The sequence below is a fragment of the Bacterioplanoides sp. genome, from assembly GCF_965219715.1.
Taxonomy (GTDB): Bacteria; Pseudomonadota; Gammaproteobacteria; order Pseudomonadales; family Oceanobacteraceae; genus Bacterioplanoides.
This window is the reverse complement of record NZ_OZ244785.1, coordinates 3,499,163-3,517,588: the sequence shown is the minus strand read 5'-3', so window position 1 is coordinate 3,517,588 and position 18,426 is coordinate 3,499,163. Positions and strand designations below refer to the sequence as shown.

General features: G+C 48.3%; 22 protein-coding genes and 1 tRNA gene. 8 read left to right on the top strand and 15 right to left on the bottom strand.

What is annotated here, in order from left to right; translation table 11 throughout:
• Positions 1 to 16: 16 nt before the first annotated feature.
• Positions 17 to 931, bottom strand: coding sequence for a response regulator (locus tag ACOQOZ_RS16395; RefSeq protein WP_420589227.1), 915 nt, complete (start codon positions 929 to 931; stop codon positions 17 to 19).
• On the bottom strand, positions 900 to 1,727 hold the full coding sequence (gene cysZ, locus ACOQOZ_RS16390; protein WP_420589226.1) for a sulfate transporter CysZ: 828 nt from the start codon (positions 1,725 to 1,727) through the stop codon (positions 900 to 902). Before cysZ ends, ACOQOZ_RS16395 begins: the two co-directional genes overlap by 32 nt.
• Positions 1,728 to 1,883: 156 nt before the next feature.
• Here cysZ and trmH point away from each other — a divergent pair, with 156 nt between their 5' ends.
• Entirely contained in the window at positions 1,884 to 2,585 is a 702-nt protein-coding gene (gene trmH / locus ACOQOZ_RS16385) for a tRNA (guanosine(18)-2'-O)-methyltransferase TrmH (RefSeq protein ID WP_420589225.1), read from the top strand.
• Positions 2,586 to 2,630: 45 nt separating this feature from the next.
• Here the strand turns inward: trmH and ACOQOZ_RS16380 are convergent, their stop codons facing one another.
• Positions 2,631 to 3,428, bottom strand: coding sequence for a hypothetical protein (locus ACOQOZ_RS16380; RefSeq protein ID WP_420589224.1), 798 nt, complete (start codon positions 3,426 to 3,428; stop codon positions 2,631 to 2,633).
• Positions 3,429 to 4,099: 671 nt separating this feature from the next.
• Positions 4,100 to 4,420 carry a DUF3392 family protein gene (locus ACOQOZ_RS16375; protein ID WP_420589223.1) on the bottom strand — a complete coding sequence of 107 codons (321 nt, stop codon included), beginning with the start codon at positions 4,418 to 4,420 and terminating at the stop codon, positions 4,100 to 4,102.
• Positions 4,421 to 4,583: 163 nt separating this feature from the next.
• Between ACOQOZ_RS16375 and ACOQOZ_RS16370 the strand changes: the two genes are divergently transcribed.
• Together ACOQOZ_RS16370 and ACOQOZ_RS16365 are read left to right on the top strand one after the other, a co-directional pair.
• Entirely contained in the window at positions 4,584 to 5,081 is a 498-nt protein-coding gene (locus tag ACOQOZ_RS16370) for a hypothetical protein (protein WP_420589222.1), read from the top strand.
• Positions 5,082 to 5,249: 168 nt separating this feature from the next.
• The gene (locus ACOQOZ_RS16365; RefSeq protein ID WP_420589221.1) at positions 5,250 to 5,546 is read left to right on the top strand and encodes a hypothetical protein; all 297 of its coding nucleotides are present in this window, start codon (positions 5,250 to 5,252) and stop codon (positions 5,544 to 5,546) included.
• Positions 5,547 to 5,779: 233 nt separating this feature from the next.
• Here ACOQOZ_RS16365 and ACOQOZ_RS16360 read toward each other — a convergent pair whose 3' ends face one another.
• From ACOQOZ_RS16360 to ACOQOZ_RS16325, 8 genes are all read right to left on the bottom strand, one after another.
• Entirely contained in the window at positions 5,780 to 6,238 is a 459-nt protein-coding gene (locus ACOQOZ_RS16360; RefSeq protein WP_420589220.1) for a hypothetical protein, read from the bottom strand.
• Positions 6,239 to 6,247: 9 nt separating this feature from the next.
• Positions 6,248 to 6,793: a Panacea domain-containing protein gene (locus tag ACOQOZ_RS16355; protein ID WP_420589219.1), complete on the bottom strand. Its 546-nt coding sequence runs from the start codon at positions 6,791 to 6,793 to the stop codon at positions 6,248 to 6,250.
• Between the two features lie 286 nt (positions 6,794 to 7,079).
• Positions 7,080 to 7,772 (bottom strand): Lin1244/Lin1753 domain-containing protein, encoded by a 693-nt coding sequence (locus ACOQOZ_RS16350; RefSeq protein ID WP_420589218.1) that lies wholly within the window; start codon positions 7,770 to 7,772, stop codon positions 7,080 to 7,082.
• A complete protein-coding gene (locus ACOQOZ_RS16345; RefSeq protein ID WP_420589217.1) occupies positions 7,769 to 8,107 on the bottom strand; it encodes a helix-turn-helix domain-containing protein in 339 nt (112 codons plus the stop codon). The genes ACOQOZ_RS16350 and ACOQOZ_RS16345 overlap by 4 nt, the downstream gene beginning before the upstream one ends.
• Before the next feature lie 10 nt (positions 8,108 to 8,117).
• Positions 8,118 to 8,327 (bottom strand): helix-turn-helix transcriptional regulator, encoded by a 210-nt coding sequence (locus ACOQOZ_RS16340; RefSeq protein WP_420589216.1) that lies wholly within the window; start codon positions 8,325 to 8,327, stop codon positions 8,118 to 8,120.
• 96 nt (positions 8,328 to 8,423) lie between these two features.
• Positions 8,424 to 9,125, bottom strand: coding sequence for a hypothetical protein (locus ACOQOZ_RS16335; RefSeq protein WP_420589215.1), 702 nt, complete (start codon positions 9,123 to 9,125; stop codon positions 8,424 to 8,426).
• 52 nt (positions 9,126 to 9,177) lie between these two features.
• The gene (locus tag ACOQOZ_RS16330) at positions 9,178 to 10,428 is read right to left on the bottom strand and encodes a tyrosine-type recombinase/integrase (protein ID WP_420589214.1); all 1,251 of its coding nucleotides are present in this window, start codon (positions 10,426 to 10,428) and stop codon (positions 9,178 to 9,180) included.
• 190 nt (positions 10,429 to 10,618) lie between these two features.
• Positions 10,619 to 10,694, bottom strand: a tRNA-Thr gene (locus ACOQOZ_RS16325).
• A 187-nt stretch (positions 10,695 to 10,881) separates the two neighbouring features.
• Here ACOQOZ_RS16325 and phoB point away from each other — a divergent pair.
• Positions 10,882 to 11,568 (top strand): phosphate regulon transcriptional regulator PhoB, encoded by a 687-nt coding sequence (phoB, locus tag ACOQOZ_RS16320; RefSeq protein ID WP_420589213.1) that lies wholly within the window; start codon positions 10,882 to 10,884, stop codon positions 11,566 to 11,568.
• A gap of 38 nt (positions 11,569 to 11,606) precedes the next feature.
• Complete coding sequence (phoR, locus tag ACOQOZ_RS16315) at positions 11,607 to 12,875, top strand: phosphate regulon sensor histidine kinase PhoR (RefSeq protein WP_420589212.1); 1,269 nt, start codon at positions 11,607 to 11,609, stop codon at positions 12,873 to 12,875.
• Positions 12,876 to 12,893: 18 nt separating this feature from the next.
• Here the strand turns inward: phoR and ACOQOZ_RS16310 are convergent, their stop codons facing one another.
• Together ACOQOZ_RS16310 and ACOQOZ_RS16305 are read right to left on the bottom strand one after the other, a co-directional pair.
• On the bottom strand, positions 12,894 to 13,247 hold the full coding sequence (locus tag ACOQOZ_RS16310; protein WP_420589211.1) for a VOC family protein: 354 nt from the start codon (positions 13,245 to 13,247) through the stop codon (positions 12,894 to 12,896).
• A 125-nt stretch (positions 13,248 to 13,372) separates the two neighbouring features.
• Complete coding sequence (locus tag ACOQOZ_RS16305; RefSeq protein WP_420589210.1) at positions 13,373 to 14,218, bottom strand: metal-dependent hydrolase; 846 nt, start codon at positions 14,216 to 14,218, stop codon at positions 13,373 to 13,375.
• Between the two features lie 171 nt (positions 14,219 to 14,389).
• On the opposite strand from ACOQOZ_RS16305, the gene ACOQOZ_RS16300 reads away from it, so the two are divergent.
• Positions 14,390 to 15,412 (top strand): helix-turn-helix domain-containing protein, encoded by a 1,023-nt coding sequence (locus tag ACOQOZ_RS16300; protein WP_420589209.1) that lies wholly within the window; start codon positions 14,390 to 14,392, stop codon positions 15,410 to 15,412.
• A gap of 8 nt (positions 15,413 to 15,420) precedes the next feature.
• On the opposite strand, the gene ACOQOZ_RS16295 is transcribed toward ACOQOZ_RS16300, so the two are convergent.
• Entirely contained in the window at positions 15,421 to 16,662 is a 1,242-nt protein-coding gene (locus ACOQOZ_RS16295) for a metallophosphoesterase (RefSeq protein ID WP_420589208.1), read from the bottom strand.
• Positions 16,663 to 16,728: 66 nt separating this feature from the next.
• Here ACOQOZ_RS16295 and ACOQOZ_RS16290 point away from each other — a divergent pair, with 66 nt between their 5' ends.
• Together ACOQOZ_RS16290 and ACOQOZ_RS16285 are read left to right on the top strand one after the other, a co-directional pair.
• Positions 16,729 to 18,003, top strand: a complete 1,275-nt coding sequence (locus ACOQOZ_RS16290) for an AAA family ATPase (RefSeq protein WP_420589207.1) — start codon at positions 16,729 to 16,731, stop codon at positions 18,001 to 18,003.
• Positions 17,993 to 18,406 carry a hypothetical protein gene (locus tag ACOQOZ_RS16285; protein WP_420589206.1) on the top strand — a complete coding sequence of 138 codons (414 nt, stop codon included), beginning with the start codon at positions 17,993 to 17,995 and terminating at the stop codon, positions 18,404 to 18,406. Before ACOQOZ_RS16290 ends, ACOQOZ_RS16285 begins: the two co-directional genes overlap by 11 nt.
• The last annotated feature ends 20 nt before the right edge of the window (positions 18,407 to 18,426 follow it).

Genomic DNA, 18,426 nt, shown 5'->3' with positions numbered 1-18,426 from the left:
ACGGGATCATCGGGTTTCAGCGTACGCTGGCGATGTATTTCGAGAGTGTTGCCATCTTATCCGGATCATCGTCAACGTAGCGAATCAGCATCTGAATCGTTTCTGCATCCGCATGGGGTTCCTGAGCCTGCATCATACGTACATAACCATTAATGCGGGCCACTTCACCACCTTCTTTGTCGACGATATCGAGTACCACTTGTTCCAGCAGCGCAGGCAGGCTGCCTTCACGACGGAACACCCCTAGCATTTCCTGCAGATTAATATCCTTAATCACCAGCTTGGCAGTACCACCAGAACCAAAGCGCACACTGACAATCCCTTTGACCCGCGCTGCCGGCTTTTTACTGGCCTTCGCTGGCGCCGATTCATCCACCACCTTGGCTGATTTGGTATTGCCCATCAGCACTGATGCACCGCCCATATCCTGGGCTGCGGCTGGTTTTGCTTCTTTGGGATTGGGTTTGGCAGTGGCTGCTGCCAGAACATTGGCCGAATCACCACCCAAACCGGTCGCATGCTGACGTGCATCTTGGTTGGGCTTGATCTTCAGGTGTTTGAATACCAGCTTGCTCAGCTTGGCGACAAAATTCTCGCGAGTGAAGGGTTTGCCGATGTATTCCGACACCCCGGCTTCCACCGCTTTAATAACATGATCACGTTCACCCCGGCTGGTGATCATCATAAACGGGACTTTCTTGTAACGCTCATCGGCACGCATCCATTGCAGTACCTCGATGCCCGAACATTCAGGCATCTCCCAGTCACATAACACCAGGTTTATGTCCTGTGCATTCATGATGCTGATGGCCTTACGACCATCAATGGCTTCGAATAACTCGCAGCCAGGGTAGGTTTCTTTTACGGCTTTTTTTACCAGGTCACGGATAAACGCCGCATCATCCACGACCAGAATTTTCAGTTTTGCCATCAGTCAGCCTGAGAGGATCAGTATTACTGTCAGCATAGTTCACTGAGTCATCTTTGCCTGATTTATCAGCAATTGGGTTACTAAGCGGCATCTGCTCCATCCGCAGTAAGGTTGCACCAATCACCGCAGCAGGCATGACAAACCAGTTAAGCACCGGCACCATCATTAACAGGGCAACGGTTGCACCAAAGCCCAGTACCGTAAGCGGTTGAGTGGCCAGCGCAGCACGCATGTCAGCAAAGCTACGAACATGGTTATCAAACGAGTAATCAATGTATTGCAGCGCCACAATCCAGCTGCCGAACCAGAACCACAAAAACGGGCTGGCGAGATTCAGCCCGGGGATAAAGCTCAGAATTAACAATCCCAGATAGCGCGGCAGGATGTATTTCAGCTTGGTCCACTCACGAGCAAATGTGCGTTTTACAATACTGGCCACACTTTCATCGGCAATCTGCACACCCCGCTGGCGCTCCACTTTCTCACTCAGCATGCCATTAAACGGACTGGCGATGGTCACCAGGATAGCGCTGAAAAAGTAGGCAAAAATTAATAACAGGGTGATGACCGCCAGCGGCATAACAATCCAGTAGAGCCACTCCAGCCAGGATGGCAAATAACCGACAACGCCTTCAATCGCACTGTTGAGCCAGCGAATACCGGAATAGCTCAGCGCCGAAACCAGCAATGCGTTAATCAGGATTGGCAGTGCAACAAAGCGTCGCAGACCCGGCTGACCAATGTTTTTTACGCCTTGCCAGACATATCCCCAACCCAGCAGTGGATTACCTTTCATCTGTTAATTCCTTTGTTGTTGCGAACCTGGATAACGTGGCTTTTGTATCAGTGAACAGATGCAACGCAGCCACAACGTGCATCAATCGCGCGGCTTTTATACAATGCGTGCCCCGCAAATACTACACCCGTCATTTTCAGCCGGAGATATTGCCGCATGACACCCGAACGCCTGCAACGAATTCAGGAAACCCTGGCCAAGCGTCAACCGGATCTGACCGTATTAACCGATGAGGTGTATAAGCCCCATAATCTCGCAGCCATCGCCCGTACCTGTGATGCGGTAGGGATTCCGGAAGTGCACTGCGTTTGGCCACACGATGAGTTTCGTCTGAAAACAGCAGCGCTGGCCGGGTCGGATTCCTGGATTGAGAAGCACACACACCCTGATATTGAATCGGCTATTAAAGGCTTTCAGGCCAAGGGCTATAAAGTGTGTGCCGCTCATCTGAGTGATGAAGCGATGAACTATCGCGAATATGACTTTACTCAGCCAACCGTTCTGATGATGGGCACAGAAAAAGAAGGCATCAGCGATACCGCAGCTGAGCTTGCAGATCACCATCTGATTATCCCGATGCAGGGCATGGTTGAGTCGTTTAACGTGTCGGTTGCTGCTGCCATTATTCTTACCGAAGCTCAGCATCAACGTCAGAAAGCCGGTTTATACGACGAGCGTCGCCTTGATGATGAGACTTACAACCGCCTGATGTTTGAGTGGTGTCGTCCGGTCGAGCTGAAGCTGTGCAAGAAATACAATCTGCCGTATCCGCCTTTACGTGAGGATGGTGAACTGGCCGACCCACAAGCATTTTCCAGGCTGATTAACTCGCCGGAATTTCAGCAAAAGAAAAAGTAGCAACGCAAAATGAGTTGTCAGCGACGTATAGGAATACCTGCGTCGCTATAAACGCTCAAAGCCAAAGCGGTATTCACCCGTCGGCCATACCATCTGCGCCAGAATGGATCTCTGATAACGGAAGTCCATGCGCCAGAAATCACAAAACTCAGACTTCAATGCCGTAGAAACCTGCGCGCCAAGTAACGCCGCCTTTAAAGCCTTAGGTGGCAACCGCAATAAGCCCTGCTGACGGCCATCCAGATCGATAAACTTGTCCAGCTGATCTTTCTGTAGCAACAAGCGATATTGCTGTAACGGCGCCTGATCCATTGGTGCCGACATCAATCGCTCGCTGTAACGGGCGGGCTGATCATCACGATAACTAACCGGCAAAATCTGCGCTTCCAGCTGAGTACGATCAATCGCCAGCCAGATTGCTCCATAGCCATTGTGATTATGCTGCCAACTGAGACTCTGGTAGGGCTGTGAGTAAAACGATTGCTGCAGCCAGACAGATGGGTCTGGCTGCTTAGCCTGCTGTTGCAGATCACTCGTTTTACGTATTGCCGCTTCGATCTCGCGACGTTTAGACTGCGCCTGCTGCAGGAACTGATCGAAGTTCAGCAGCCCCTTCAATGAATCCGGCAACTTGCCGAATTCCCGCTCCATATGAGCCAGGTATTCTTTTTCGCTGACCTGGGTCCGGACTTGCGGCGCAGGTTGTAACAACCATGGGGCATAGTCCACCGATAGTGGCTGAAGCGGTAAAAAACCGCGCTTCAGCAACGGTATCGCCTCAGCCCCAAGTGCTAAGTAGATCCACTGTGGTAGTAACACTTTAGGTTGTAATGCTTCTGCCATAGAACACCCTGCAGACTTTCTCCCAACTGCGTGTGCGATATATCTCACAAGGTAGTGCGACATATCGATAAAAGTACTTCGTCAATTTGCTGGTTTCGACCGAGAAATATCGTCAAACCCTTGTTTTTAAAGGCTTTTATGCAACAGTAAATTTCGGAACACTTTCACAGTATAGAGAAATTGTCCTTTCCCGCTGCCCTCAATTTGCTATCTTTTATCTCGCAGGACGCAACGCCGACAAGGAGTTGGCTGATCAGGATGATCACACGGAAGGTTGAAGCGGAGCTTCACAAGGACCCGGGGCAGGAGCTCCAAATGGATCCGAGGCAGGAGCCTCAACCGGACACGGCAATGATTGCCGCATGGAAGATCAGCAGGATGCTGTAAGGAAGAATGGAACCCAGCCGGGATGGCTGTACTGAAGGATCAGGCGCAACGGATTGCGGACATGGAATGAGCGCTGGGAAGCGCAGGGACGATCAAACGCTAGGGAAGCAGTCAGGGAATGATCAACCGCTAAGGTAAGGCGGCAGGGAAGATCTTAAACCAGGACGGTTTTAGGGTGCTGTGGCGGCCGGACAGGATGTCCGCGCCGCCCGATTTATTTTCAGGCCCTGGTATTTCTTTTATCTTCTACCAACATTTATCCCCCACCGACAAACGCTCTGTTTTTACACCTTCTTCTGTTTTTGCGCTAACAAAGCAATTGCAATAAAAGCCGTGATAACAAGCAACAACATCTGCCAACCGGGCAAGCCACGTAAGAAACCCTCCAGTACCGGGGTTAACCATACCGCGATGGCTCCATACCCCAGAGTACACAGGGCAATAAATGCCACCAGCCTCAGCCACAGCGGCTGCCGCTTTACTAAAAAACGTAACAGTTCATTAATGTGATCACCAAAAATGACCAACGCTGTGGCAATCATCGCCACCGCAATATCGTCAATATGAGGTCGCAGCTGGCCAACCAGCCAGTTCACTAACTCCATAAACTGTACCTGAATCAACTAGTTAGCTGAAAAGGCTAGTCATCAACCGGTAGATAAGCGAGGCGGCGTTACGAAACGCTACGCAAAGCAAACCAATTGCAATGGTGATTCCGCAACGATATGCCATTCTGAATACCGTATTCAGAAATGAGACAGACTGGCTATGAAACGGAACAATCCAGGCTCTGCCCTGCCCGGCGACCCACGCCAGCGGTTAGGACAACTACTGCTGAAGCAGCAGCTGATTGATCAGACCCAATTGCGCCAGGCGCTCGATTGCCAGCGTCAGAGTGATCAGAGGCTGGGGGAAATTCTCGTTAAGCTTGGCTACATCTCACAACAAACTCTGAAACGCACTCTGAGCAAACAACGCTGGTTACGCCCATGCGCGGCTTGTTTTGCACTGATGAGTCCTTTCTCCGATTGTTTTGCCAGCGATGACCCACATGCCGATATCCAGCCATGGTCGCAGACCAGTCACTGGAGCTATTCCGCCTACGAGCGCGTTGGTGCTTCATCTTCATCCCAAGACATTATGAAATTTGCAGCCGAAGCGGCGTGGGATATTTATCAGGGAGAACCCCAGAAAGGCGAATGGCGCTACTCATTAAGTGTGCCGCAACAGGACAGTTACAGCCTTGAACTAACGATGCGCTTCTGAATAACAGGCATAAAAAAGCCCGTACATTGTACGGGCTTTTTAATATGGTGCCACCAAGAGTCGAATGTACTCCTGAGGGTACTATTCAAACTGGGCTTATAGTTATTACCGGGGAATAAATACCCCCAAATATACCCCCAATTTGAAAAGTGACCCGGAGAATCCGATATGAATGAGCAACAAAAATCCAATGACTTAGCAAAGCCTGACTGCTACACCATCCAACTAACAGTTGAATACCTACCCGGCATGAAGTTAATAAGTCATGCTTCCATCGAGTTCAGCGATGAGGATATTGCCCGCAAATCGCTGGCCCACATACAAAAGAAATACCCAGAAGCACAACTCAGTAGTCAGGCCTGGTTAGACGACAGTGACGAGCTGAATGCCTGGAGAGACGAAACAAAGCGACGTACCGACTTAATCAGAGAGCAGCTTGATGCTCTGACACCAAAGGATACATAGGCTCTCATTCATCTGACTCACCTCGATCAGGCTGCGGCAAACTTTCTCTATCTCGATGCAGGCTCTGCTTCCAGTAGCCTGCTGTTGTGGCTCGTATGGCCAGGGCTGGCTGGTGGCCACACTATTCGTCATGCCTGAAACAGGCAAAGGTGGGGGCGGGTCAAAAGTTCAGAGTTTCAGGTACAGAGACCGTTGGCCTCAGTCGAATTTTCACACCCGCGAAATTAAATTTTTTATGGGTCCTTAGGCTCTTGAAAAAGAAATCTTAATACAGTGATAAACAAGCCTAATACTGTTGCAGTTGTAGTCGTCAAAAGGGTGACAAGGACGGTATCAGACAACTCAAATGGTAAGCAGCGAACACCAGAAGCAACTGTAATTGCAGTCACTGCAGCCAGCCAGCTCAAACTTAACCAGAAAATTTTAGAAGCGTAACTAACTCGCTGCTTATGCTCTTTCTTCCGCTGCTTCAACCGCTGCTTAGCACTAGCTAACTCATTGTCTTTAATTGCCTGCTGGTATGCTTTTTCCTGAAGCTCAAGGTCTTCGTACTCTTGACGAGTTAAATTATCAGGCTTGTTACTTGAGTCAGAAGGCGGGGATAGATTGAGTATAAGGTCTTTTAAACCTTCGATGCCTCCCCCGCTGAATAGGTTCTTTTGCTCAGAACCACTGCTTCCTTGCTCACTCATTGATATGGCTTACTCTACTCTTGTTGCAGCACCGATGAGGGCTTGTGCTTGCGCGAGCTCCATTTTGAAATGATTCCGAATAATTTCTATATCGATATCAGTATTCCTTGGAATATTACCGCCATGAGTATCAACGGTAATTTTCCATGGTGTATTCTCTTCATGCGTCATATTTGACAGCGCAACACCAGTAAATCGGCCATATTGGCTCCAAATCCAATTCAACAGAGGCATCACTGCACTTCTTTCACTTGAAGAGAGTAGCTTCGGCTGCCAGGATGGAATTCCATTACTGCACATCGCAGGTGCAAGTAGGTACTGAGAAATAGAGCTGTTACCGAACATTTTTGCAGCATGATAGATACTGCCAACGACCGGCCCATATTGCCAAGCTTCTACCTGCTCATCAATTAACGACTCATCTGATACTGCCAAATTCCATCCATGTGCGAAGTAAACCAGCTTTTGAAGCTTCATTGGCGTAAGGTCTGTGCAACCATTTTCCTTCCCCAAATCAATGAAAGCATTTGCGATAGCTATTGCGCTGATTGCCATTTTGCCCCCTCAATTTAGTTAATGGTAGAAGCGATACTGGTTATATAGACAGTATTGTTGTGTTCACTAGTATCGTATAGGACGTCCTAGGACGCAAATATTATTCAATTATGAATAAACGACGGGCCAGGATTTAACCAGAAATTATCATTTTCATAGCCATATCATTCAGCGCTCTTCCGTCATAAAGCATCGACTATTTTAAGTTTTTCGGCCTTCCACCAGCTGCTGAGCAAACCGATTATTTTGGTGCTCATGTCGCTGGCTGATGTCTGACTGAATGCTCCTACAACAGAGTAGTTTGCAGTTTTTCCAACTGATTAAATAACCAGTCTTCCGGCAAAGTGCTCGCCAACTGCTGGATAAGCTCATCAGGCACTAACCATTCACCTGACCGGCACTGATACCGGTATTCGCTTTTGAGAGATGGCCCTGAATTATCCACAACACAGCGTACGACCGAACCGCCTCTACTGCTGTTATCTGCTCTCAACTTTTCTGAACTATTCTCATCTGCTCTGATGTTATCTGTTCTAATCTCTTCTTCTCTTATCTGTCCTGACCTGGTCATGACGGGGTCAGGATTCGTCATGACCTTGGGCTTTGCCGCAGTTTCGTGGCCGTGCTCCAATCGCAGTGCATCGACAAAATTACGCATGCTGTGGTTGCACTGGGACTTATCAAATCGCTTAGCCAGCTGGTGGCAGACCAAACAGGAATCCGGACCAACCTGCAGTAAATTCAGCTCCACCATGTAGCCAGTTATTTCAGATATGTCGTTTTCCCCCATATCACAATCAAGCGCCAGAGTTTCTATATCATCTTCAAGCGCCAGGCTGGTATTGCCTGGCTCACACTCGGTCATAATGCGTTCAAGTATGTACCAGTACACGCCTACTGCAGCCATACCGTGACGCCTGCGCAGTTTCTTCAGCTTGGCATCCTGACTGGCATTACTTTCGTGTTTGAACCACTTCATGCGGCCGCCCTCCTGCCTTTGTCAGAACGTTCTGCCAGTCGTTGCTGGTGGCGCTCAGCTGCTCCGGAGTCATTCAGGTAATAACGAGCATGAAAACCGCCCTCGTGTGGCTCTTGCTGCGTGGTAATCGATATTCCGGCCTTTTTCAGCGTATGGATAACGGCAGCTAAACGCCAGCAGCCACAGTGTGCCATTGCATCACCGGGTGTCATGCTCCGATGCTTAATCAGATACGCTAAAACCAGTTCCAGCTTAGTTGGTTGGTGTTTATACTGAGCCTTGTCAGGACAGGACACGGCAGCAGCATCTTTCGGGGTGTTGCTGTTTTTCTTCATGCTCTCCCCCTTATGCAGCCTGGTACTGCTCAGCTTCTTTTGCTTTCTGCTGGATCCACTGCGTAACCAGTGACTCAGGCCAACCAACAGAGCGGCTATTAGGCCCACCCAGTTTAATAGGACGCGGAAATTCACCGGCCGCCATGCGGTCGTAAAGGGTTGTGCGGGATAAGCCCACCAGCTTTTGAACTTCTGGAAGACGTAAGATTCGCTCGGTCATTTTGGATGCTCCATGTACGTTATCGGACGTTGCAGGAGCTATTGAACTGTTTCAGAAAAGCAGAGAACAGGAAGTAAACTTCGTTTTTTATTAGGTTTACTTTCCAGCTTTTAAGTGAGGGTAATAAACCCCCTCGAAAGACTTTTTACTTTGGTCATCAGCTTCGATGTTTTCAGCCATTGTTAAAACTTGATCGAGTTTTAAATCCAATGCGAATACTCCCGTTGCCAGCTGGCACACTATACTCGGCCAGTCGTTGGTTACTGGTTTTATTAAGGCCGACAAAGAGCGAACAAAGTATGACCTGTTTGCATATATTGAGTTTGGCTTGAGAGGGGTTACTCCCTGCTTATATGAAGTCGTGAGCAGTGATTGAATCATAGTCTCAATTGAATCATGAGGTAGGAGAGCAGCTTCAATACCCTCATTATTCAGAGCTTCCTCTGAGACCTGCTCAATCATAAATGCTGACTGCAGCCCCGTAATACGCTCAGCTTCTGCTTCGCCAAATTTTCCCCACCATTGCATGTATTGATCTGGAGTATTTCTTACCAAACCTTGTAAAACTTCCAGTTGCTTCAGCACAGTCTCACGCCACTTAATAGCCTCATTGGGAGTTGAAGCTGTTTGGTAAGTTAAGGCCCCACGCACCGCCCATGATAAGTAGTGCTGACCTTTCAGAGGGTCATCACACCACCATGACTCAGCAGCTTTCCATGCTTGGGCAGTTTCTGGCGCTGAAGCCGAAAGAATGACGCGTTCAACCCATTCTTTAGAGCCGATAACAGGCCATTTCATTACTTGGCTTGCCCAGCTTTCGATGTGCTCCCTAAGCTCAGACCGGATACAATCAAGCACTTACAGAACTCCTGAATTCACCCGAAACCACATTACCCGCCACAGTCTGGCGCTTCAGGCTATCCAGGTAGTCCGCCCAGCGTTGCATCATGTCGATACGCTCCGGCAGGTGCTTCGTCCGGTTGTACGCATTACCCAGGGCATCTTTCACTTTGTGGGCTAACTGATGCTCGATCCACTCAATACGCAAGCCCAGCTGCTCATCCAACATGGTTCTGGCGCTGGCACGGAAACCGTGGGCGCATTGCTGGTGGCGAGTGTCATACCCCAAGTTCCGCAATGCTTTGTTGAGCGCTTCCCGGGTGATGGCTTTCTCATGGTTACGCTGGTTCGGGAAAACGTATTTACCGTGGCCGGTCAGTGGCTGAATATCGCGGAGCAATGCCTGGGCCTGCTTACACAAAGGCACTATGTGGTCGCCTTCGGTTTGGTTACGTTCCTTTTTCTTTTCGCGCGGAATCGTCCAGAAGCCCTGTTCTAAGTCGATTTCCGACCATTCCATACCACACAGTTCACCAGGGCGCTGAAACAGTAACGGGGCCAATGCCAGCGCCGTACGGATGATATGAGTCCCCTGATACCTCTCAATATCCACCAGCAGCCGACCAAACTCAGCAGGCGTTGTAATCGCCGCCATGTGGCTGACCTTCTGCGGGGGAATGGCACCAACCAGGTCAGAAGCCGGGTTGTGCTCCAGTCGCCCGGTCTGCTTGGCAAAGCGGCATACCTGATTCATTACCTGGCGGGCCTTATGCGCCGTCTCCAATGCGCCACGGTCAACAATACGGTTGAGGCAGCCCACCAGCTCAAAGGTCTGTAGTTCCGCAATTGGACGCTTACCCAGATACGGCAGAATGTCATTTTCTAAGATGGCCCAGATACGTCGAGCGGTAATCGCTGCCCAGGTGGTTGATTGGCGCTCGTGCCATTCCCGGGCAATAGCAGCAAAGCTGTTTTCCGCTTCCAGCTCACGCTTAGCTTTCTGATGCTGGCGATAAAGGCTTGGATCGATGCTGTTAGCCAATTGCTCTTTGGCTTCATCACGCACTTTGCGGGCGTTTGCCAGTGACACTTTAGGGTAGACACCAACGGCCAATAATTTCTCTTTGCCTAACCAGCGGTATTTCATGCGCCAGTATTTGGAGCCATTGGGGTTTACCAGGATGAATAGGCCCCCGGAGTCAGAGACTTTGAACGGCTTTTCACGGGGTTTGAGAGCTTTGATTTTGGTGTCTGTCAGCATGATTTTTCCCGGTTTTCGTCCATGAATTGGGGGTATCTGACAACGGGGTACGAACTTATACCCCCAGAAATACCCCTAAATTGTTCGGATGAGGGGGTATCTTTTCGGACGTTATGGGAACTAAGATATGGCTGAAGCCTAGAAATGACAAGGGCCTCCGTATTTCTACGGAAGCCCTCGGCATTGTATCTGGTGCCGCCACCAAGAGTCGAACTCGGGACCTACTGATTACAAGTCAGTTGCTCTACCAACTGAGCTATAGCGGCTAAGTGGCTGCGAATACTAATGACCAAGTGACCATCCGTCAACCATTTTTTTCGCTAAGTTTATGAAAAACTTCAATTTATCTTCCCTGACCAGCATTCGGGCAAAAGTAGCAGATAGACACTGCAGGGTCTTAATAAAAATGTCACAATTGAATCCGGACTTTTCACGTAAAATCGGGAGCCCTGCATGAGTGGCTACATTCTGGTCGTGGACGACGAACCAGCCATTTCAGAAATGATTTCGACCAGCCTGGAGATGGCTGGCTTTAACGTTAAGTTATCAGCCAATGGGGCTCTGGCGCATCAGATGATCATTAATGATCGTCCCGATCTGGTGCTGCTCGACTGGATGATGCCAATGATGTCAGGCATTGAATTAACCCGTAAGCTGAAGCGTGACGATCGTACCGCGGATATTCCGGTGATTCTGCTGACTGCTCGTGGTGACGAAGATGACCGTATTTCCGGCCTGGATGCCGGTGCCGACGATTATGTGGTGAAGCCGTTTTCTCCACGCGAGTTAATCGCCCGGATCCGCGCAGTACTGCGCCGTACCAATACCAGCGGTGACGGCATGTTAAGCGCGGGAAAAATTGAGCTGGATCGTTCCAGCCAGGGTTGTAACATTGCCGGTAATGACGTTTCTCTTGGTCCTCTCGAGTTTCGTTTACTGGAATTTTTCATGCTACATCCGAATCGCGTATACTCGCGCGCCCAATTGCTAGACCGGGTATGGGGCGGCAACGTTTACGTTGAAGACCGCACAGTGGATGTCCATATCCGTCGCTTACGGAAGGCAATTTCAATCGAAGATCAGGACAAGCTGATTCAAACCGTGCGTGGCGCCGGTTATCGCTTTAGTCCGGATGAATAATAAAGGCGGTTAAGTCCGTCTGTTGTGAGGCTTGAACATTGCACCAATCTGCTTGGCAGGGTGAATTAACCAAAACCGGCGTGGTAATCGCCCTGGGTCTGGCCTCTGGCTGGACGGTGGAACAACCCCTGTATGGTCTGCTTGCCGGCGTCAGTATTGCGCTGGTCATTTCGTTGCGCACGATGGGGGCTCTGTATAAATGGAGCTATCGCCAGGGTGCTGCACCTCAGGACAGTGGTCTGATTGGCTATAGCGTCGACAAACTGATCCGTCGTGAGAAAAACCTCAAAGGAAAACTGGCGCAACAAGCCAAGCAATTGCGTCGTTATAACCAGGGCATCGAGTCGTTACACGACGGTGTTGTGGTTATCGATAAAGAAGGTTACATCACCAACTTTAACGCCGCGGCCAGTCGCTTGCTGGCGTTACGAAAAGAAGATACCGGCCAGCACATCAAAAACCTGATCCGGACGCCACGTTTTATCAAATACTTTGATAAAGGCGATTATTCAGACTCTCTGCAGTTCGACACCTACAACATCACCCAGCTGAGCGTTCAGGTTCAGATCACCCAGTTTGGTATTGATCAGAAGGTCATGCTGATTCGTGACGTCACCGAGCGCAAGCGTGTCGAAACTATGCGTCAGAACTTCATTGCCGATGTTTCCCACGAGCTGCGTACTCCTCTTACGGTTATCACCGGCTATCTGGAAATGTTCAGCGATATGGAATTGCCAAACAGTCTCAGCAAAGCCATGGGGCAGATGAACAGTCAGGGCCAGCGCATGAAAAGTCTGGTAAACGATCTGATCGAATTATCGAAGCTGGAGAGTGCCAACACTGAGCGTGCAGGTGAGCGCCTGAATCTGCAGAATCTGGGACACTCGGTGGTTGACCAGCTGCAGGAATACGGCGAGTCACAAATCCTGTTCCAGTGTGATAAAGAATTTACCATCGACGGCTTTAATGATGAGATGAGTTCGGTGCTGAGCAACCTGATTACCAACGCTGTGAAATACGGTAATGGCAGCGACGTACAGTTCCGTATTGAAGAAAACGACAACGGCATTCGTGTCAGTGTTTCCGATCAGGGTATAGGCATTCCTCCGGAGCACATTACCCGTCTGACAGAACGTTTTTATCGGGTGGATGATTCACGGGAATCAACCGTGGGTGGTTCAGGCCTGGGGCTGGCCATTGTTAAACATGCGCTGGAGCATCACGATACCTGGCTGGAAGTAGAATCGGAGATTGGCAAAGGCAGTACTTTCAGCTTTGTGATTCCTCAGGAGCGGGTTATTCATTAACCCGCCCGGCATCTCTGCTCAGCAATCGCTCCAGACTGCCAGCTCATTTCCACTGGGCTCGGCAAAGTGAAAACGCCTTCCTCCCGGAAACTCAAAAATATCCTTAACAATATGACCACCGGCTTTTTCGATGGTGGCTTTGGTTTGCTCCAGATTCTGACTGTACAGCACAATCAGAGCTGCGCCGTTTTGCGTGCAGGAGCGTAAGCTGGCACGGAAGAAACCACCTTCAATCCCCTGACGAGAGAACGCCATATAATCCGGGCCAAAATTCTGAAACTGCCAGCCAAAGGCATCAACAAAAAAGTCGCGGGTGGCTTTCATGTCGCAAGCAGGAAATTCGACGTAATTAATTTTTTCGTGTTCGTTCATCACAGGAACCTCAATAATCTGGCTCCAATATAGCAAGCGCCCCCGGAATGAGTAGGGGGCGCTGCTGGAACGGTTTGGTGATAACAGGCAACAGACGGTTTCTTTACCTGTGTGTGAGATGATGCTTACATCTGCAGTTCAGCCACGTCCGGGAAACGCTCCTGCCAGCCATCAATCAGTTCAAACTGATCAATATCCCAGGGATGGAAGCCGGTTTTAAAGAAAGGCAGCAGCGCTTTTAAGGTATGACGCATCATGCCGTGTTCCTTATTCCAGAAGAAGTGAAACGCCTGTTTCCATTCTTTCCAGCTTGGCCGATGCTTCTTCGCTTTTAGCAACATGCGCTGATATTTCGCCAGGCGGAATAACAGGCTGCCGACTGCCAGCACCATCACCCGCTTGCGCATAAACTCGTTATTCACAAACTGGCGATACACATCAAAGGCCACGGCTTTATGTTCGATTTCTTCCACTGCGTGCCAGATCAGCATCTTGCGCAGCGTTGGATCAATATTGGCGTAATACTCCGGATTTTCGAGAATCTGTTCAGCCAGAGTTGCGGTAAAGTGTTCCATCGCCACGGTGACAGCCAACTGCCGCTCCGGAGAGAACTTTTTCAGAAACTTCACCCGGCTATCCATTACCGCCACAATTTTATCCACCGGAAAGCCCATACCAACCAGCTTATCGTTCAGGCCTTCATGAGAATGACCGTGATGGGCTTCCTGACCAATAAAGCCGCGGATCTGCTCTTTTAACACCGGATCTTTTACCTGGTCACGGTAATGTCGTACCGAGTGAATAAAAAAGCGTTCACCCTCGGGAAACATCGCCGACAGGGCATAAAAGAAAGTGCTGATCAGCGAGTTGTTTTCGATGGCGTATTCACGCATTGGCTCATCCAGATCAAACGCCATACGACGGGCTTTGATCTCAACCTGGCGCTTATCTTGAGTATCGTTACCAGACATAGTTATCTGCCTTGTGTTGTTATTATGGCAACCAGTGTGGCACAGGGAAGTTACCCTCGCCCGGTCAGATTGCTGCAGCTGCCGGTGATTTTCCATCACAACCACGACACACCTCTTCTGCCCCGTCGCTAAGGGCTTGATTCTTATGAATTTCGGCAGTAGCTTGCGGGCATGACAATAAAAACCATCGGTCGTGGTGACCACTACATATCATCTGACTATCTGATACTGCTGGCAGAAATCGCCTTTGAGCACGGCATTGCGGCTTCTGAGCTGTTTGCTGACACAGGCCTGGATGAGGCCTTGCTGCTGCAGCCAAATACGCCGGTCGGCCATGAGTCCGGGCTGAGCTTTGTCGAACGCTTTTGTCAGCTGACGGATGACATCACCGTTGCGATCGAGTTTGGCAAACGTATGACCCTGTCAAAACACGGTGTTTTGGGTTACGCCGCCCAGTACAGTGAAACCATGGTGGATGCCGGTGATAAAATGACCCGTTTTATGGAAACACGTGCACAGCTGTTCCGGATGGAAAAGGCCTCCGATAATCAGGTACGCAGACTGATTATCACGCCACGTTTCGCCAGCGAAAAAGCGGTGCCCTTTCTGATTCTGGCCTTTCTCACCAGTATCGAGACCATTTGCCGAACTCTGCTGGGGGAGCGAGGGAAATCCACACCAAGTGAAATCCGCATTGCTCTTGGGCAACCTTGCCCGGAACTGGAAAACCAAAACTGGCTGCCTAATTGCCGGATAAAAATCACCGATGAAAATATGTTGCGCTGGCCAGCGGATTCCTTCTTTTCGCAGTTGCCGTTTTTTAATCCACAGATGGAAAGCGTGACTGAGAAGAAGTTGCAGAAAATCCTTTCTCTGGTCAAAGAGCCGGATTCATTAACAGAAAAAGTAGAACAACTGTTACGCCAGGATTTAACCCGACTGCCAACAACAGAAACCATGGCTGAGCGGTTGCATATGTCTGCAGCGACGTTAAATCGTAAGTTAAAAGCGGAAGGCATCAGCTTTCAGCAGGTTAAAGACAAAGTTCGCTTTGAGCAGGCCAAAGAATTATTAAATCAGGATATTTCACTCGACGCCGTCGCGGCACAACTGGGATACAGCGACGCCAGTAACTTCACCAAGGCCTTTAAAAACTGGGCCGGACAGTCTCCGGCTCAGTATCGAAATAAATAAGTTCTGTCTTATCGATTTGCGAAGTTAAAGCTCACTTCGTGCACCACCTCACCACTTTCATCATTTGGCGTGGTGAACATATCCACCCGGGCATTGGTTTTATCCAACTGAATATGACTGAAGCCCCAAACCATCCCTTTTAACCACAACTCCCGGTATGTTGGGTTATTGGCTTTTTGCCACTGCTGAAACCTCGTATGAATAGCGCGTTGTTTTGCTGCGGCACCAGAAATAATCAACGGCAGTGGTTTCGCCCCTTCTCCTTGCTCGCCCTGGCAAGTATCCAGATGCACCTCCAGGTCATGTTCGTGGCCGGCAAAATACATATCCGCATATTCACACAAAGACGGTAATAACAACCGGCGCAGGACCTTAGCTTCTTCAAACTTACTGCCACCGGATGACCAGATCGTGTGATGTCCCATCACAATCTTCCAATCAGCATCGGAGGCTTTTAACTGATTTTTTAACCACTGCAATTGTTGGTTATCTGCCTCGGTAGGCTTTTCCCAGCTTTCCGGCTGATTCAGCTCATTATGCTGTTTTGGGCTACCATCCGGATTCAGTTGATCATCAAGGACATTTTGTCCTTTTAATAACAGGTTGGTATCAAGAACAAAAAATTCAGCGGTTAAATCACCCTGCTGACGCTTAAAAGTAAAGTAGCCGGGTTGCTGCATGGTGATTTTTGTATCGTGGCGTTGAGCATAATCAACCTGAGCATTTCGCCCAAGGCGCGATGTATTCCAATCATGATTACCTAACGCCGCGTATAACTTAAAGCCTTCAATTCCAGCACCAAGAGACTTATAAGGCTGCTCAAATATCTTATCGAAGCGCTCATCATCGTTTTTGCCATCCGCACCATCCGGGTAGATATTGTCACCCAGCATAATGCCAAACTCACATACCGCCTGCTGACAAAAACGGGTCATGGATTTCGCGGTTGCGTGCAACCCCGTGCGTTCAACAGCAAACTGGCCACCTGGTAATAAGTGCATCGGTGGTGCGACAAAATCTTTTTCCGGGCGATGTTGTTTCAACCACTTCTTTAACTTTTCAGCCTGAAATTTCGCCGGTGTTTGCGGGTTTTTCTGTAGTTTGGGTTTCAGATAATCATAGTGATAACCGCTGTCGCCGAAGGCAAGAAACTGAATTTTATCAACCTGATCATCTCTGAAAGAATTGACCGAGCATGCCGACAGCGAGGCGGCACAAGCCAAGGATAAGAATAAATTGAGCGGCTTCATCACTTTTACACCTGAATTTAAAACTGGTGTTATTGTGAGTGACAGAAGCCAATTGAGGCAGGGTTAATGGAGATCAAGCATTTAAGTCATTTTGCGCCACCCAGTGTACAAATCCAAACCAACTTCTATAATCAGCTTCTGCCAAATTTGGCAGAAGTTGATTATCTCCCTTTCAATTCGCAGGATTTCAGCATGTTTCTCAAGTATGGCGGTCGTAACTTCTACTGCTTTAAAGAAGACTTCGATATCGATTTACGCCTGAATAAAAATTGTCCGAATGAGATCTCACATGGCAGAGATGTGAGCTCGGCTCTCTGCATCAAAGGGGCAAATGCAGCAGGTAAGACAAATGCACTTAAGGCATTGTCATTCCTTCTTGATTTCATCACTAATTCATTTGCTCTAAAGCCTGAAAGTACGATACCTGCAGAATCATTTTTCCATAACAAAAATGATGTATTTCTTTATTGTGAGTTCAGAACCGTTCAAGGGGACTTACGCTATGAAGTCACTTTCAACGGCAGCACTGTTATAAGAGAAAGCCTCAGTAACATTAGTCAGAAAGCAGCTCCTATCTTATTGTTTGAGCGCGCCCAAAATGAGATTTTAACCATTCATGAGTCATTTGAAGAACTGAATGATGTTCCCAATATAAGAAGCAATGCTTCAATCATAAGCATTGCAAACCAATATGAAATTGGTTGTATTGAAGAGATCTATACGACTTTTTATATTCGTGCGATCAGTAATGTAGGTAAAATGGGGTTTCGAGATTTCTCAGATGCCGATGTCCACGAATTTTATAATGTATTTCCTGATGCAGTTGAATTTAGTACCAAGCTTCTTAAAAGGTTCGATACTGGCATTCATAGTTTTGAAATAAAAAGCCAAATAAATGAAGCGGGTACTGAGGTTTACTACCCAGAATTTAAACATGCGACCGAAAGTGGAGTGGAAATTCTCCGATTAAACCAACAATCTAGTGGTACCAAAAGGTTATATATACTACTCGCATACTGCTATTTAGCGCTAAAAAACAAAGATAGCTACTCGTACTTCATCGCCGATGAATTAGATTTACACCTACATTCAAAAGTGCTTGAAGAGATCATCACTCTCTTTGACATGAGTGAAAACACACAATTAATTTTCACCTGTCAGAATGATTTGATAATGGATCAAATGGGAAAATACCGAACGGTATTCATTAATAAGACCGAAAGTGAAAGTTACTCCTATCGTTTAGATGAATTGCCAAGCGATTTATTACGAAATGGCCGGCCCATAACTCCCCATTACCATGCTTCCAAAATAGGCGGAGTACCGAACATTGGCGAATAAAAGGAAAGGCAACTTCTTTGATAAGCACAAAGAAGAAAACAAGGATGTAAACAAAACAGCGTTCGAGCTTTACCCTAAATTTTCATTTGAGTTTGCAGTTAATCATTCTCGTTCACTGGAGAAACTATCGAAAGATGATGCAAGTAATTGTATTAAAAAAATAACTCAGCTCAGCAAACAAACCTGGCGGGAAATTTCTAATCTTCCTCGCAAACAGGGTTTCGAAAAAATACCTAAAACTTCATTCAAATCACTTCCTAGTCCTCCGCATAAGTTCAAGGAATTCAATCAAATAGACGTTTTTAGGTTACCTGCGAAAAGTGGAAGATTGATCGGATACATAGAGGATGAAGTCTTCTATGTTGTGTGGATTGATACAAAGTTCGATATGTATAACCACTAATACAAAAACAAAAAACCCGG

Coding starts and splice junctions, on each gene's coding strand:
- ACOQOZ_RS16395 (WP_420589227.1), bottom strand. CDS start 931: ATGGCAAAACTGAAAATTCTGGTCGTGGATGATGCGGCGTTTATCCGT.
- cysZ (WP_420589226.1), bottom strand. CDS start 1,727: ATGAAAGGTAATCCACTGCTGGGTTGGGGATATGTCTGGCAAGGCGTA.
- trmH (WP_420589225.1), top strand. CDS start 1,884: ATGACACCCGAACGCCTGCAACGAATTCAGGAAACCCTGGCCAAGCGT.
- ACOQOZ_RS16380 (WP_420589224.1), bottom strand. CDS start 3,428: ATGGCAGAAGCATTACAACCTAAAGTGTTACTACCACAGTGGATCTAC.
- ACOQOZ_RS16375 (WP_420589223.1), bottom strand. CDS start 4,420: ATGGAGTTAGTGAACTGGCTGGTTGGCCAGCTGCGACCTCATATTGAC.
- ACOQOZ_RS16370 (WP_420589222.1), top strand. CDS start 4,584: ATGAAACGGAACAATCCAGGCTCTGCCCTGCCCGGCGACCCACGCCAG.
- ACOQOZ_RS16365 (WP_420589221.1), top strand. CDS start 5,250: ATGAATGAGCAACAAAAATCCAATGACTTAGCAAAGCCTGACTGCTAC.
- ACOQOZ_RS16360 (WP_420589220.1), bottom strand. CDS start 6,238: ATGAGTGAGCAAGGAAGCAGTGGTTCTGAGCAAAAGAACCTATTCAGC.
- ACOQOZ_RS16355 (WP_420589219.1), bottom strand. CDS start 6,793: ATGGCAATCAGCGCAATAGCTATCGCAAATGCTTTCATTGATTTGGGG.
- ACOQOZ_RS16350 (WP_420589218.1), bottom strand. CDS start 7,772: ATGAAGTGGTTCAAACACGAAAGTAATGCCAGTCAGGATGCCAAGCTG.
- ACOQOZ_RS16345 (WP_420589217.1), bottom strand. CDS start 8,107: ATGAAGAAAAACAGCAACACCCCGAAAGATGCTGCTGCCGTGTCCTGT.
- ACOQOZ_RS16340 (WP_420589216.1), bottom strand. CDS start 8,327: ATGACCGAGCGAATCTTACGTCTTCCAGAAGTTCAAAAGCTGGTGGGC.
- ACOQOZ_RS16335 (WP_420589215.1), bottom strand. CDS start 9,125: ATGAAATGGCCTGTTATCGGCTCTAAAGAATGGGTTGAACGCGTCATT.
- ACOQOZ_RS16330 (WP_420589214.1), bottom strand. CDS start 10,428: ATGCTGACAGACACCAAAATCAAAGCTCTCAAACCCCGTGAAAAGCCG.
- phoB (WP_420589213.1), top strand. CDS start 10,882: ATGAGTGGCTACATTCTGGTCGTGGACGACGAACCAGCCATTTCAGAA.
- ACOQOZ_RS16310 (WP_420589211.1), bottom strand. CDS start 13,247: ATGAACGAACACGAAAAAATTAATTACGTCGAATTTCCTGCTTGCGAC.
- ACOQOZ_RS16305 (WP_420589210.1), bottom strand. CDS start 14,218: ATGTCTGGTAACGATACTCAAGATAAGCGCCAGGTTGAGATCAAAGCC.
- ACOQOZ_RS16300 (WP_420589209.1), top strand. CDS start 14,390: ATGACAATAAAAACCATCGGTCGTGGTGACCACTACATATCATCTGAC.
- ACOQOZ_RS16295 (WP_420589208.1), bottom strand. CDS start 16,662: ATGAAGCCGCTCAATTTATTCTTATCCTTGGCTTGTGCCGCCTCGCTG.
- ACOQOZ_RS16290 (WP_420589207.1), top strand. CDS start 16,729: ATGGAGATCAAGCATTTAAGTCATTTTGCGCCACCCAGTGTACAAATC.